The sequence below is a fragment of the Actinoplanes philippinensis genome (genome assembly GCF_900113015.1).
Taxonomy (GTDB): Bacteria; Actinomycetota; Actinomycetes; order Mycobacteriales; family Micromonosporaceae; genus Actinoplanes; species Actinoplanes philippinensis.
The window spans coordinates 84,563-97,492 of record NZ_FONV01000018.1 but is presented as its reverse complement, the minus strand read 5'-3'; the positions used below and the strand labels follow the sequence as shown (position 1 = coordinate 97,492).

The following is a 12,930-nucleotide window of genomic DNA, read 5'->3' as shown; positions in this document are numbered from 1 at the left end:
GGGGGAGACCCGGCCGCCGTTGTCGTGACGGTTCAGTGCAGGGCCTGTGCGGGAGGCAGGCGAGCCGCGCGTACGGACGGATACACCCCCGCCAGCACGCCGATGACGACGGCGCCGCCCACGCCCACGACGGCGGACTGGACGGGCACCACGATCGGCCAGTTCTGCCAGTGGGCGTAGGCGACCGTGGCGACCAGACCCAGCGCGGTGCCGGCGAGGCCTCCGGCGGTGGACAGCACCATCGACTCGGTGAGGAACTGGGCGCGGATCCGGCCGCGGGTGGCGCCGAGGGCGCGGCGGAGCCCGATCTCGGAGCGGCGTTCCAGGACGGACACCACCATCGTGTTGGCGACGCCGATCCCGCCGATGACGAGCGCGACCGCGGCGAGGGCGAGGAACAGCACGGAGAAGCTGTTCTCGGTGGCCCGTTTGGCGGCGAGCGCGTCGGACGGGCGGGTGACGAGCACCTGGCCGGGCCGTTCCGGGTTGATCGATTCGGCGAGCACCGACCGGACGGTCTCCAGCTGGGATTCGTCGGCGCGCAGGTAGACGACGGTGGGCCGGCCGTCGAAGCGCAGCTCGGTGCGGGCCGCGTCCCAGCCGATCAGCACGGAGCGGTCGATGTCGGGCGACAGGGGTGTGGCGGCGAGGATCCCGACGACGGTGAACCAGCGGTCGCCGATCAGCACCTGCGGGCCGGCGGTGACGGCGGTGATGCCGAGCCGGGTGGCGGCGACCGAGCCGAGGACGACGGTGGGGAACTCGGCGCCGGCCGCGGTCAGCCAGCGGCCGGACGCGATCCGCGCGTTGATCACCGGCGGCAGGTCGAGGCGGGCGGCCAGCACGGTCAGCCCGGTGCCGCTGGTGGGTTCGGCGCGGTCGCTGCGGCGTACCGCTGCATGGGTGTTGCCGACCGCGCTGGCGGCCCGGACCGGGCCGATCCGTTTCGCCATCGCGACCGCTGATTCCGGCAGCCGCGCCGGCGGCTGCTGGTCGGGGACCGGCATCACCTGCAGCGTGTCGGTGCCGAGCGCGGTCAGTTCGCGGACGAGGGCGGCCTGGCTGGAGGCGGGGATGCCGGTCACCACGATCATGGTGGCGATGCCGATGGCGATGCCGAGTCCGGAGAGCAGCGCCCGCAGCGGCCGGGTCCGCAGTCCGACGACGCCGAGGCTGAGCAGGTCGACGGGGTTCATCATGCGACCAGCCGCCCGTCGCGGATCTCCACCCGGCGGGGCAGGGCGGCGGCGATCTCCCGGTCGTGGGTGATCAGGGCGATCGTGGCGCCCTCCTGGTTGAGCCGGCGCAGCAGGGCCAGCACGGTCTGCCCGGTGGCGGTGTCGAGGGCGCCGGTCGGCTCGTCGGCGAGGATCAGGGCGGGGCTGTTGACCAGGGCGCGGGCGATGGCGACGCGCTGCCGTTCGCCACCGGAGAGCTGGTGCGGGCGGTGGCCGGCCCGGTGGGCGAGGCCGACACGTTCGAGGGCCTGCAGCGCCATGCCGCGTCGCCGGCGGCGGGGGACTCCGGCGTAGAGCAGGCCGGTGGCGACGATGTCGGTGGCGCTGAGCCCGTCGGTGAGGTGGAACTGCTGGAAGACGAAGCCGATCTCGCGGGCCCGCAGCTCGGACAGCCGCCGGTCGGAGAGGGTGGTGACGTCCTGGCCGGCGATCCGGACGGTGCCGGACGTGGGCCGGTCCAGCGTACCGATGATGTTGAGAAGGGTGGATTTGCCGGAGCCGGAGCGGCCGACGATCGCCACGAACTCGCCGGCGTGGATGTCGAGGTTGATGCCGTCGAGGGCGGTCACGCCGCCGGGGTAGATCATGCCGGCGTCACGGACCGCGAGTACCGGAGGGGTCATGACGCCACCACCACGTCGGTGCCCTCGGCCAGCCCGTCGCCGGTGATCTCGACCCAGCCCTGGGCGAACATCCCGGTGGTCACGGCGACGAGACCGGTCGGCGTCTGTACGGCGTACCCGCCCTCGGCCAGCGCGATGAGGGCCTCGACCGGCGCGGCCAGCACGTCCTCGCGCGCCTTCCCGGCGAATCCGACGGTCACCTCGGCCGAGTCGATCTTCGACAGGGTGGCCGGGTCGTTGACGGTGACCGTGACGGTCAGCTGGGGGGTGGTGTCGCCGACGCTGCCCTCGGGGGCGGCCAGGGCCCGGCCGACGGACAGCACCCGGGCCGGGATCTCCTTCTCGTCGGGCAGGATCACGGTGACGGCCGCGCCGCGTTCGATCGACGCCGCCTCGGACAGGCTCGCCGCCACGGTGATCACCTTGCGGGTGGGGGTGACCGACATGAGCGGGCCGTTCGCCGGGGCGCCGGGTTGCACGGCGACCGACTCGACGCGGACGGCGCCGGAGAGCACCTCGACGTCACCGACAGCGATCGTGCCGGTCTCGGGCAGGCCCTGGTCGCGCTGCCACTTCTTGATCGCCGTGATCATCGCGGCGGTGAGCACGCCCTCGTCCTTCTTGACCTTGACGGCGGGCGGAGCCGGCGGGGGAGTGGACGACGGCGAGGGCGCCGGTGCGGCGGGCGGCGTCACCCACTCCCCGGCGCGGGGCCGGTAGCCGAGTGAGTAGCCCAGCTTCTCCAGGTTGTCCGCCACGATCTGGACATCGCGTCCGACCAGGCCCTTGCCCTCGATCGGGCGGTAGAGCGGCATCCCGCCGTAGAACAGCGGCACCGGCCGGTCGTCGGCCCGGTACAGCTGCTGTCCCCGCTTGATGCTCGCCCCCGGCGCCGGCAGCCACGTGACGGTCGCCTGCCGATGCCCCTCCACGGCGCGCGGGTTGCCGTACCCGATGGTCCCGGAAATGGTCTTCGACGTGCTCAGATCTCGTCGCTCGAGCTTGGCGGTCGCGACCGCCGCCGAGGGGCCGGGCGCGGGGGCCGCCGCGGACCGGTGCCGGGTGAGGACGAAGATCCCGGCGGCCACGAGCAGCAGCAGGACGAGCCCGAGCCCGGCCCGCCGGAGATGAGAGTGAGCAGACATGGCGCAGAGCCTGTGCGGAGATCTTTAGAAAGCTGTCAGGTCTGCTCCGGTGACGGGCTGAGAGGCGGCAGGCGCACCTATAGTCGCCGCCATGTGCGCACATGTGCTGGTCGCCGACGACGATTCGCGGCAGGCCGAGGTGATCCGGCGGTACCTGCTGGCGGCCGGCCACGAGGCGACGGTCGTGCACGACGGGCGGCAGGCGCTGGAGCAGGCTCGGCGGCTGCGTCCCGACCTGCTGGTGCTGGACGTGATGATGCCGGAGCTGGACGGCCTGCACGTGTGCCGGACGCTGCGCGAGGAGTCGGACGTGCTGGTGCTGATGCTGACCGCCCGCACCGGCGAGGAGGATCTGCTGCTCGGCCTGGAGCTGGGCGCCGACGACTACCTGACGAAGCCGTACAGTCCGCGGGAGTTGATGGCCCGGGTGCGTACGCTGCTGCGCCGGGCGAACCGGTCGGCGGCGCCGAGGCCGTCGCACACGATCGGCCGGGTGACGCTCGATCCGGCCACGCACCGGGTGACCGTCGACGGCGAGCCGATCGTCTGCACGCGCGGCGAGTTCGCGATCCTGGCGGCGATGTGCGAGCAGCCGGACCGGGTGTTCAGCCGCGCCCAGCTGCTGCACCACACCCGCGGCATCGACCGCAGCTCCACCGAGCGCACCATCGACGTGCACGTGATGAACCTGCGCCGCAAGATCGAGGTGGATCCGCAGCGGCCGGTGCAGCTGCTCACGGTGTACGGGGTGGGCTACCGGCTGACGGCGGGCGCGGCGTGACGCGGGTGCCGTGGCGGCACAGCCTGGTGACCCGTCTGCTGGCCACGTCGGTGCTGATCGCGATCGCCGCGATCGGGGCGACCGCCTGGCTGGCCGTACGGACCGCGACCCGCGCGATCAGCCAGGAGCAGGGCCGGTCGCTCACCGACGACAAGGGCGTCTACGACATGCTGATCGCCTACGCGGCGGCGCATCCGGACTGGTCGGAGGCGCCGGACCTGATCCGGGAGCGGGCCGCGAAGCTGGACCGGCGGATCACCCTGATGACCGAGGACCGGCAGGTGATCATCGACTCGGGGCCGGGCCCGTCGCTGGCCGCGGCCCGCCCGTCGGCCGAGATCGATCCGCTCGACCTCGACCTGGGCCTGACCGGCGGCACCGATCGCATCGACTCGCGCGCGGTCGGGCCGTACCTGCTGCCCGCCGCGGAACGGAACGAGCTGCGCGCCTCCGTCGTGAAGGCGATGGACTGCCTGGACAACGTCGGCGTGTCCGGCCGGGTCGTGACCACCCCGAGCGGCCGTCCGCTGGTGGAGACGGTCGCGCCGGACACGACCGGGGCGCTGGCCCGGTGCACGGCCGACCTCACCGAGACGCCCACCCGGACCGAGGAGAAGGCGCTGCGTACGCTCGGCAAGCTGACCAGCGCCTGTCTCGGCGGCGTGAACGGCGGAACCGTGCTGGTGTCGCCGCAGTTCAGCGCGTTCATCCTGTCCGCCGAGGAGGCCGGCCGGATCGTGGTGCCGCTGCTGCCCTCGGATCACAAGGGCGCGACGGAGGGACGTTCCGCCCGGGTCCAGTCGTGTCTGGAGAAGTCGCGCCGGGCCCAGCTCCAGCCGTACGTCGCCCCGCCCGCCCTGCTGTTCGTCACCGACCCGGACGTCGGCGTCGACGAGACCAGGTTCACGCTGTCCCGGGAGAACACCGTCCGGATCGTCACGGTCACCGGATCGGTCCTGCTGGCCACCATCGTGGTGACCGTCCTGGCCGGCCGCCGCCTGGTCCGGCCGTTGCGGGCGCTCACCGAGGCCGCCGACCGGCAGGCGCCCGTGGTGATCTCCGGCCGCGACGAGATCGCCCACCTGGCCCGGGCCCTGCACGCGTCGGCGGAACAGCGCCGGGCCATGGTCAACGACGTGGCGCACGAGCTGCGGACCCCGCTGACCAACATCCGCAGCTGGCTGGAGGCCGCCCAGGACGACCTCGCGCCCACCGACGCGCAGCTGGTGGACCTGCTGCACGAGGAGTCGGTGCTGCTGCAGCACCTGATCGACGACCTGGGCGACCTGGCCGCGGTGGACGCGGGCACGCTGCGGGTGCATCCGGAGCCGATCCGGGTCCGCGACGTGGTCGAGCAGGTCGCCGACGCTCACCGGGGGACCGGGCCGGTGCGGCTGGAGACGCTGGTCGACGGGGATCCGGTGGTGCGCGCCGACCCGGTCCGGTTGCGGCAGGTGGTCGGCAACCTGGTGTCCAACGCGATCCGTTACACCCCGGAGGGCGGGTCGGTCACGGTCTCCGCATCACAGAGCACGATCACGGTACGCGACACCGGCATCGGCATCAGCGAGGACGATCTGCCCCGTGTCTTCGACAGGTTCTGGCGGGCCGACGAGTCCCGCAGCCGGGCCACCGGCGGCAGCGGCCTGGGCCTGGCGATCACCCGGAAACTGGTCGAGGCGCACGGCGGCACGATCGAGGTGGCGAGCACCCGGGGGGTCGGGACGGTGTTCACCGTACGCCTGCCGAGCTGACCGCCCGCAGGTACGTTTCTCCTGGTGAACGGGGGAGGAATGGGGATGCTCGGTCGTCGTGGGCTGTTCACCGCGGGCAGCGCCGCCCTCGTCGCGGCGATGACCCCGATGCCGGCCCGGGCCGCCCCGGCCGGTGACCCGTTCACCCTCGGCGTGGCCTCCGGGGATCCGCTGCCCGAGGGTGTGGTCCTGTGGACCCGGCTGGCCCCGCGGCCGTTCGAGCCGACCGGTGGCCTGCCGAGGGCCGACTACCCGGTGAAGTGGCAGGTCGCCGAGGACGAGAAGTTCGCCCGGGTGGTCAAGGACGGCACCGCCACCGCGGCCGCCGCCTACGGCCACTCGGTGCACGTCGACGTGCACGGGCTGCGGCCGGGCCGCGACTACTTCTACCGGTTCCGCACCGACCGGCACGTGAGCCCGGCCGGCCGGACCAGGACCGCCCCGGCGCGGACGGCGAAACCGGAGCGGCTGCGGTTCGCCGTCGCGTCCTGCCAGAACTACACCGACGGCTGGTTCACCGCCCACCGCCACCTGGCCGCCGAGGACCTGGACGTGCTGTTCTTCCTCGGCGACTACATCTACGAGGGCGCCGTGTCGCGCCACGGCGGTGACCGCGACGACGCCTCACTGCGGCTGCCGGACACCTTCGAGCTGGCCACCGACACCCTCGACCTGTACCGGATGCGCTACGCCCTCTACCGCACCGACCCGGACCTGCAGGCCGCGCACGCCGCGGTCCCGTGGGCGCTGACCTGGGACGACCACGAGGTGGAGGACAACTACGCGGCCGCGGCGTCCCGGCACGACGACGTCCCGGCCGCGGACTTCCTGGTGCACCGCGCCAACGCGTACCGCGCCTACTGGGAGAACCAGCCGCTGCGCCGGCCCCGCCAGCCGGCCGGGCCCGACATGCCCCTGCACCGCAAGCTCCGGTTCGGGGACCTGGCCGACGCGTACGTGCTCGACACCCGCCAGTACCGCACCGACCAGGCGTGCGGCGACGGCATCCTGGCCGGCTGCCGGCAGCGGGAGGAGCGCGGCCGTACCCTGCTCGGCCCCGGCCAGCGGGCCTGGCTGCTCAACGGCCTGGCGACGTCGGAGGTCCGGTGGAACCTGCTGGCCCAGCAGGTGATGATGGCCGAGTGCCGTTACGGCGGCGAGGCCGGACGGCTCGACATGGACAAGTGGGACGGCTACCCGGGCGACCGCGCCGCGATCCTGGCCACCGCCGCCCGCGTCCCCGGAACGGTCGTGCTGACCGGCGACATCCACTTCAACTACGCCGCCGACCTGCGCACCGACTTCAGCCGCCCGGAGACCCCGCCGGTCGCCGTGGAACTCGTCGGCACCTCCGTCACCAGCGGCGGCGACGGCCTCGACGCGGTCCCGAAACTCCAGCAGCAGCAGCGGTACAGCCCGCACCTGCGGTTCACCAACGGGCAGCGCGGCTACGTGCGTTGCGAGCTGACCCGGGACACGCTGCGCGCCGACTTCCGGGTGCTGCCGCACGTGACCCGCCCGGGCGCGCCGATCACCACGCGCGCCACGTTCGTCTCCGAGCGCGCCCGGCCCGGGCTGGTCACGGCATGAGAGTCACGGCCGCGCTGCTCTGCGCGCTCCTGCCGGCGCTGCCCGCGCCGGGCCCGGTCCACCTGACGGTGAGCCCGCAATCCCTTCCGGTCACCACCGGCCCGTGCAATGCCCGCAATCTGTCGGTACGGCTGGCGAACACCTCCACCACGCCGGTGTACGCCGACGCCGAACTCACCGCGCCGGACGCCCTGCACCTGCAGCGCACCCTGGTGTCGACGTGGCTGCCGGCCGGCTGGACCAGCGCCGTGCCGGTCCGGGTCAGCGCCGCCACCGGCACCCCGCCCGGCGACTACCGGATCCGGGTCAGCAGCGGCGACCAGCACACCGACGTCCCGGTCACGGTGACCGCCCCGCCGCCCACGGCGGGCCTGACCACCCGCGCCGCCGAGGTGACCGCCGCGTCGTTCCGCGCCACCAACCCGATCTGCGCCGCCGCCGACGGCGACCCGGCCACCTTCTGGACCGACGGCACGAACCGGGTCTGGCCGGACTGGTTCCAGCTCGACTGGCACACCTCGGTCACCGTCTCCCGCGCCGAGGTCCGGACACCGGCCGAGGGCGGCCTGCGCGACTGGGACGTGCAGGTGTGGACCGGCGCCTGGCAGACCGTCGCCTCCGTCCGCGGCAACACGGCGACCACCCGGACCAGCACGTTCCCGCCACACCAGGTGAAGGCGCTGCGCCTCCTGACCCTGGCCGGCAACGGCGTCGGCGACATGTCCCGGCTCGCCGAGTTCACCGTCTCCTAGTGTGCCCGGCGGCTGCGCAGGTGTTCCCGTTCCGCGGCGTCGTCGGTGAGGGCGATCGCCCGGTCGTACTCGGCCGTCGCCTCCTCGTGCCGGCCGAGACGCCGCAGCAGGTGGGCCCGGGTCGCCCGGGCCGGCTGGAACCGGTCACCGGCCGCACCGGCCGCGGCCAGCACGTCGTCGAGGCGTTCCAGCCCGGCCTCCGCGCCGTCCGCCTCGGCGGTCACCGCGGCCAGCGCCACCCCGCCACCCAGCGACGGCGCGAGATCATTCAAGATCAAATGCAGTTCCAGCAGGGTACGGACGTTCGCCGCCCCCGAGCAGTGCAGCGCCTGGATGGCCGCCTCCACCTGGAACCGGCCCAGCCGCCCGAGCCGGTGCGCCGCCCGCAGATGCTCGTGCGCCCGCGCGATAAGCCCGCGATCCCACCGCGCCGGATCCTGCTCGTCCAGCGGCACGAACCGCCCGTCCGCGCCGGTCCGCGCGGCCGCCCGGGCCGCCGACAGCTGCACGAGCGCCGCGAGCCCGTGCGCCTCCGGATCGTCGGGCGCCAGGGCGGCCAGTACCCCCACCAGGTGAAGCGCCTCGGCCCGATCGATCGCGTAGGTCCCGTAGACGGCTTCGAGCACCGCCGTCATCCGGCCCGGAAGGTCCGCCCGATCCGGTATCCGGAACGCGATCCCGGTCGTCCGGATCCGCTTCTTCACCCGCACCAGACGCGTCGCCATGGTGGCCGCCGGCACCGAGAAGGCCCGCCCGACCTGCTCGGCCGTGAACCCGAGCACGGTGTTGAGCATCAGCGGCGTGTGCATGGCCCGGTCGATCGCCGGGTGCGCGCAGACCAGCATCAGCTCCAGCCGCCGGTCCGGGATCGCGTCCACGTCCACGTCGTCCCGGTGCTCCGGCGCGTCCCGGTCGACGTCGAGCGCCACGGTCCGCCGGAACTCGGCCGTCCGCCACCGGTCCCGCAGCCGATTACGGGCCACGGTCAGCAGCCAGCCGCCCGGATTGCCGGGAACCCCCTGCTCCGGCCATGTCCGCACGGCCGCCTCGTACGCGTCGGCGAGCGCGTCCTCCACCGCCGCGATGTCGCCCGACCCGGCCGCGAGCAGGGCCAGCAGCCGCCCGTGCCAGTCACGGGCGGCCGCGGCGGCCTCGGTCAGCGGGTCCATCCACCGTTCAGGAACGAGGTCGACACCGGCCGGATCTCCACGACCCCCCACTGGGTGGCCGGGTTCTGCTGTGCCCAGCCGATCGCCGCGTCCAGATCCGGCACGTCGATCAGGAACACCCCGGCCAGCGCCTCCTTCGTCTCCGCGAACGGCCCGTCCTGCACCCGGGGCGTCCCGTCGCGCCGCGTGACGGTCGTCGTCGACACCGTCGGTTGCAGCACATCCGCCGACAGCAGGACACCGGCCTGCTCCAGCGCCGTCGCGTAGGTCGCGAAGGCCCGTTGCGCCTCGGCGATCACCGCGGCGTCGAGCTCCCCGTCGGCCGGCTCGTGGTGGTGCATCAGCAACGCGTACCGCATGTTCGTCTCCCTGCAGTTCGGAAACCGTCACCCTGATGACGAACCGGCCCGCCGCGAATCGTCACACGCCTCCGGCCGGCCGGGTCGCCGGAAGCCCGAAGTGGGCGAACCGGGCCGGCTCGACGAAGGTCACGCATCGCGTGACGAGCCCGCCGGCGACCGTGAACACCTGCAGCGAGTGCGCCCGGAGCAGGTCACCGCGGGCCGGATCGGGAGCGTAGGCGGCCAGCGCGGTTGCGCCGTTCGCCGGGACCGGCCACATCCGCCAGCCGGTCCCGCGCCGGCCGAAGACCCCGTCCAGGAACGTGCCGTAGTGCGCTCGTCCGGTCAGCCAGAGCGGCACCGGCGGCATCTCGAGGGCCACGTCCTCGGCGAGCAGCCGGGTCAACCCGGGAACGTCGGCCGCCTCGAAGGCCGCCAGATACCGTTCGACGGTGGCCCGCTCGCCCGGGTCGGCCGGCTCGCGCATCTCGTCCAGCAGCGGCCCGGCCTGCCGCAGCGTGGCCCGCGCCCGCTGGAGGCCGCTGTTCACCGCGGCGACGGTGCAGTCCAGGGCGATCGCGACCTCGGCCGCCGGCAACTGGAGCACCTCCCGCAGCACCAGCGCCGCCCGCTGCCGGGCGGGCAGCAGTTGCAGCGCCGCGACCAGGGCGAGCCGTAGGCCGGCCCGCTGCTGCGCGGTGTCGGCCGGGTCACCGAGCCGCATGTCCGGAAACGGCTCCAGCCAGGTGACGCCGGGGTCCGGGGTGAGCGGGGTGTGCGGATCGCCGGCCGGGCCGAGGCCGCTCGGCAGTGGCCGCCGGGAGCGGCCCGCCAACGCGGTGAGGCAGACGTTCGTGGCGATCCGGTGCAGCCAGGTCCGCACCGACGCCCGCGACGGGTCGTACCGGTCGGCCGCCTTCCAGGCCCGCAGCATCGTCTCCTGCACCAGGTCCTCGGCCTCGGTGAACGAGCCGGACATCCGGTAGCAGTGCGCCAGCAGGTCGCCGCGGAACATCTCGAAGGCGTCGTCCATCCGCCCCAGCCTACGGCCGCCGATGAGTTCGCGGCGTGACGCCGGTATGTGCGTGGTGAGGGCGGCCCGGTGGGCGGGCCGCCGCGGCAGAAGGGAACCCCTGATGGGTGATGTCATCGTGACCCAGTTCGTGACACTGGACGGTGTGGTGTCCGATCCGGACGGACGGTGGGGGACCGGCCACGGCGGCTGGGCCTTCCGGCACGGGACCGGGCCGGTGGGCGACGACAGGTTCCGGCTCGGCGAGCGGATGGCCGCCGGAGTCCAGCTCTACGGGCGCCGCACGTGGGAGCACTTCGCCCGGCTGTGGCCCGGCCGGGAGGGCGACTTCGCCCGGCTCATGAACACCGTCCCGAAGCGGGTCGCCACCCGGACCGGCATCGACGCCGGAGCCTGGAGCAACTCGGCCGCCATCGACGGCGATCCGGTGCGCTGGGCGGCGCGGGAGCGTGCCGTCCGGGACGTCGTGGTGGTCGGCAGCCTGAGCCTGGTGCGGTCGCTGGCCGCCGCCGGCGAGATCGACGAGTACCGGCTCGTCACCTACCCCACCGTGGCCGGCGCGGGAGACGCGCTGTTCGCCGGGCACGGTCCCGCCGACTTCACCGTCACCCTGACCGAGCCCGCCGGGCCGGCGGTGCTGACGGTGCTGCGACGGACCCGGGCCGGTGCGAAGGCGGACTGATCGCCGGCCTGCCGGGCCGGCCGGTTCGCCGGCCGGCCCGGCAGGCACTCAGTGTGCCGCCGATCCCGGCTCCGCCATCCGGCCGTGCAGGGCGGCCTTGACCCGGTCGGGTGCGACCTTGTCCACGACGCCCTGGGCGCGGGTCTTCACCGAGCCGGCCACCACTTTCTCCCGGCCGTCGAGCAGCGCCCGGATGGCCTGCTCGGCGACCTGCGCCGGGTCGTCCTTGTCGCTCGCGCCGACCCGGGTGTCGTCCATCTCGGCGCGGTGGAAGAAGTTGGTCTCGGTCGGGCCGGGCATCAGCGACGTCACCGTCACGCCGGTGTCCTTCAGCTCGGCGCGCACCGCCTCGGCGAACGACTGCACGAACGATTTCGACGCGTTGTACACCGCCTGGTAGGTCCCGGGCATCATCGACGCGATCGACGAGGTGATCAGGACCCGGCCGCGGCCCCGGGCCACCATCCCGGGCAGGGCGCGTTTGGCCAGGTGCACGGTGGAGGTGACGTTGACGTCGATGACGTTCAGCTCGTCGGCCAGGGCGGTGCCGCCGACGAACTCGCCGCCGATGCCGCGGCCCGCGTTGAGGGCCAGCACGTCCACGTCCCGGCCGGTCGCCTCGACGGCGGCCCAGGCCTGCTCGACGCCGTCGTGGCGGGCGAGGTCGGCGCGGACCGCGGTGATCTGGTTGCGGCCGTCGCGGCGCAGGTCGGTGGCGGCCTCCTCGATGCCCGCGTCCTCGGCGACGATCAGCAGGTCGAACCCCTGGGCGGCGAGCTGCCGGGCCAGTTCGTACCCGATGCCGCTGGATGCTCCGGTGATCACGGCGAACCGGTTCTCGCTTGAAGTCGTCATGCCGCCCGTGTGCCCCGGAACGCGGGCCTCAACCGCGGATCCGGAAACCGGACGGCCGGGGCAGGAGCGCCGGGACCCGCCGCATGTGCTCGGCGTAGGCGGGCCGCCGGATCAGGGACCGCCGGTCCATCATCGGCACGCTGACGAAGGTGAACAGCAGCACCATGGTGACCGGGCCGACCACCGTCCACCACCAGTCCGGGGCGGCGGCCAGCCCGAACAGCCACATCCCCCACCAGAAGGCGATCTCGCCGAGATAGTTGGGATGCCGGGAGTGCCGCCACAGGCCCTGGTCGATGATCGCGCCGCGGTTGGCCGGGTCGCCGGCGAACCGGTGCAGCTGCCGGTCGGCGGTGGCCTCCAGCAGGATCGCGCCGGCGGTGACGGCCGTCGCGGCGACGTCGAGCAGGCTCCACGGGCGGCCGGTGACGGTGGTGGCCGGCCAGACGGCGAGCAGGCCGGCGAAGACCACGAGGGTCGGCATCAGCTGGATGCCGACCAGGTTGATCAGCCACCACGGGACGCCGGGCCGGCGCTGCTCCCGCAACTGCACGTAGCGCCAGTCCTCGTGGCTCAGGCCGCGCCAGGACAGCGCCCAGTTGGCGGTGAGCCGGACCGACCAGGCCAGCACCAGCAGCAGCACCGCGATCTGCCGGCCGGTCAGGGGTGGCGCGGAGAGCACCCAGGCGATCACGATCACCGCCGGGGCGACACTCCAGTACGGGTCGTAGAGGCTCGCGTTGGCGACCAGCAGGCTCGCCAGGAACACCACGACGGTGGCGGTGAGGTCGGCGTAGAAGGTGACCGGCAGCGGGTGCGGCCCGGTCACGAGCGCGGCGACCGCCCACGCGGCGAGGCCGGCCGCCACGTAGGCGAGGGTCACGACGGCGAACCCGGCCGGCCGCGATGAGCCGGCCAGGTTCCCGCCGATCCGGTAGGTCATAGACGGATGTTAATGGCCTACGAC

General features: G+C 73.7%; 13 protein-coding genes. 5 read left to right on the top strand and 8 right to left on the bottom strand.

Features of this window, described 5'->3' with window-relative positions:
* Positions 1 to 32: 32 nt before the first annotated feature.
* From BM290_RS38530 to BM290_RS38520, 3 genes are read right to left on the bottom strand one after another with little or no spacing between them, the layout of a single operon-like run.
* On the bottom strand, positions 33 to 1,199 hold the full coding sequence (locus tag BM290_RS38530; protein ID WP_093620898.1) for an ABC transporter permease: 1,167 nt from the start codon (positions 1,197 to 1,199) through the stop codon (positions 33 to 35).
* Positions 1,196 to 1,861 (bottom strand): ABC transporter ATP-binding protein, encoded by a 666-nt coding sequence (locus BM290_RS38525; protein WP_093620897.1) that lies wholly within the window; start codon positions 1,859 to 1,861, stop codon positions 1,196 to 1,198. The genes BM290_RS38530 and BM290_RS38525 overlap by 4 nt, the downstream gene beginning before the upstream one ends.
* Positions 1,858 to 3,006, bottom strand: coding sequence for an efflux RND transporter periplasmic adaptor subunit (locus BM290_RS38520; RefSeq protein WP_093620896.1), 1,149 nt, complete (start codon positions 3,004 to 3,006; stop codon positions 1,858 to 1,860). Before BM290_RS38520 ends, BM290_RS38525 begins: the two co-directional genes overlap by 4 nt.
* Positions 3,007 to 3,097: 91 nt before the next feature.
* On the opposite strand from BM290_RS38520, the gene BM290_RS38515 reads away from it, so the two are divergent.
* Genes BM290_RS38515 through BM290_RS38500 form a run of 4 tightly spaced genes read left to right on the top strand, consistent with a single transcriptional unit; the run spans position 3,098 to position 7,883 of the window.
* The gene (locus BM290_RS38515) at positions 3,098 to 3,787 is read left to right on the top strand and encodes a response regulator transcription factor (protein ID WP_093620895.1); all 690 of its coding nucleotides are present in this window, start codon (positions 3,098 to 3,100) and stop codon (positions 3,785 to 3,787) included.
* Positions 3,784 to 5,541, top strand: a complete 1,758-nt coding sequence (locus tag BM290_RS38510) for a sensor histidine kinase (protein ID WP_093620894.1) — start codon at positions 3,784 to 3,786, stop codon at positions 5,539 to 5,541. Before BM290_RS38515 ends, BM290_RS38510 begins: the two co-directional genes overlap by 4 nt.
* A 45-nt stretch (positions 5,542 to 5,586) precedes the next feature.
* Positions 5,587 to 7,131, top strand: coding sequence for an alkaline phosphatase D family protein (locus BM290_RS38505; RefSeq protein ID WP_239144015.1), 1,545 nt, complete (start codon positions 5,587 to 5,589; stop codon positions 7,129 to 7,131).
* Positions 7,128 to 7,883 carry a galactose-binding domain-containing protein gene (locus BM290_RS38500; protein WP_093620892.1) on the top strand — a complete coding sequence of 252 codons (756 nt, stop codon included), beginning with the start codon at positions 7,128 to 7,130 and terminating at the stop codon, positions 7,881 to 7,883. Before BM290_RS38505 ends, BM290_RS38500 begins: the two co-directional genes overlap by 4 nt.
* On the opposite strand, the gene BM290_RS38495 is transcribed toward BM290_RS38500, so the two are convergent.
* The 3 genes from BM290_RS38495 to BM290_RS38485 form a co-directional block, all read right to left on the bottom strand.
* Complete coding sequence (locus tag BM290_RS38495) at positions 7,880 to 9,052, bottom strand: RNA polymerase sigma factor (RefSeq protein WP_177320075.1); 1,173 nt, start codon at positions 9,050 to 9,052, stop codon at positions 7,880 to 7,882. The genes BM290_RS38500 and BM290_RS38495 overlap by 4 nt on opposite strands.
* Complete coding sequence (locus BM290_RS38490) at positions 9,040 to 9,411, bottom strand: YciI family protein (RefSeq protein WP_093620891.1); 372 nt, start codon at positions 9,409 to 9,411, stop codon at positions 9,040 to 9,042. Before BM290_RS38490 ends, BM290_RS38495 begins: the two co-directional genes overlap by 13 nt.
* Before the next feature lie 61 nt (positions 9,412 to 9,472).
* Entirely contained in the window at positions 9,473 to 10,426 is a 954-nt protein-coding gene (locus BM290_RS38485; RefSeq protein ID WP_093620890.1) for an RNA polymerase subunit sigma-70, read from the bottom strand.
* A 103-nt stretch (positions 10,427 to 10,529) separates the two neighbouring features.
* Here BM290_RS38485 and BM290_RS38480 point away from each other — a divergent pair, with 103 nt between their 5' ends.
* Entirely contained in the window at positions 10,530 to 11,108 is a 579-nt protein-coding gene (locus tag BM290_RS38480; protein WP_093620889.1) for a dihydrofolate reductase family protein, read from the top strand.
* 48 nt (positions 11,109 to 11,156) lie between these two features.
* Here BM290_RS38480 and BM290_RS38475 read toward each other — a convergent pair whose 3' ends face one another.
* The gene (locus BM290_RS38475; RefSeq protein WP_093620888.1) at positions 11,157 to 11,963 is read right to left on the bottom strand and encodes an SDR family NAD(P)-dependent oxidoreductase; all 807 of its coding nucleotides are present in this window, start codon (positions 11,961 to 11,963) and stop codon (positions 11,157 to 11,159) included.
* A 28-nt stretch (positions 11,964 to 11,991) separates the two neighbouring features.
* Positions 11,992 to 12,906, bottom strand: a complete 915-nt coding sequence (locus BM290_RS38470; protein ID WP_093620887.1) for a DUF1295 domain-containing protein — start codon at positions 12,904 to 12,906, stop codon at positions 11,992 to 11,994.
* Between the last annotated feature and the right edge of the window lie 24 nt (positions 12,907 to 12,930).